Genomic DNA, 677 nt, shown 5'->3' with positions numbered 1-677 from the left:
GTCTATGGACGAGTAAGAAAGAAGGGAAAGCAAAGTTTGGAGATAAGCCGCTTGGTAAGCTTGATAATGACAGCTTAGATGAAGCTGAAACGATCCCAAACCGTTCATTCGCTCCTGAGGATGATTTTGAGATAATCCGAAAAGAGCGTAAAGAACCGGATTTTGCTGTCTCACCGTCTGCAACTGATCCGCTGATTGACTCAGATCCATTGTCAGCGCCACAGCAAAAAGAAGCTCACGAAGACGAAATAGAATTGAATGATCTTCCTTCTTTCAGTGTTGAAGACCCGATCGAAGTTAAAGGTGAGCTTGAACAGGTTGAGGAAGAGAAGGTTGTTGAACCTGAAGTTCCGAACTTTGAATTGACTGACGAGCAAAAACAAAATCACGCAGGCTTTAAAGAGCAGTACGGTTCGTTTGAAGAAGCCTCTGATGCGGTCGCTGATCCACTACTTTCTAGCGAAGGCTTAACGCCAAGCGAACCATTTATTGGGAAAGAAGTGGTTGCTGCACAAAGTGTTACTTCGGTTGAAGAAACTAAGTTAGATAAAGATGCTAACTTAGCTGGGGAAGCTCAGTTGGGTAACGAAGTTAATTTAGCTGACGAAAGTAAGTTAGATGAAAAAGCTCATTCAGATGAAGATCTTGGCCTTGAAGTCATTGTTCTTAATGTTCAC

General features: G+C 42.7%; 1 pseudogene. It reads left to right on the top strand.

Annotated elements, in window-relative coordinates:
• Positions 1–677: pseudogene (locus AB4496_RS27945) on the top strand (cell division protein ZipA); the annotation flags it as partial.

The sequence above is a fragment of the Vibrio sp. 10N.222.46.A1 genome (assembly GCF_041473595.1).
GTDB classification, from domain to species: domain Bacteria; phylum Pseudomonadota; class Gammaproteobacteria; order Enterobacterales; family Vibrionaceae; genus Vibrio; species Vibrio tasmaniensis_A.
Note: the sequence above shows the minus strand (reverse complement) of the source record. Positions and strands in the feature narration are given on the sequence as shown.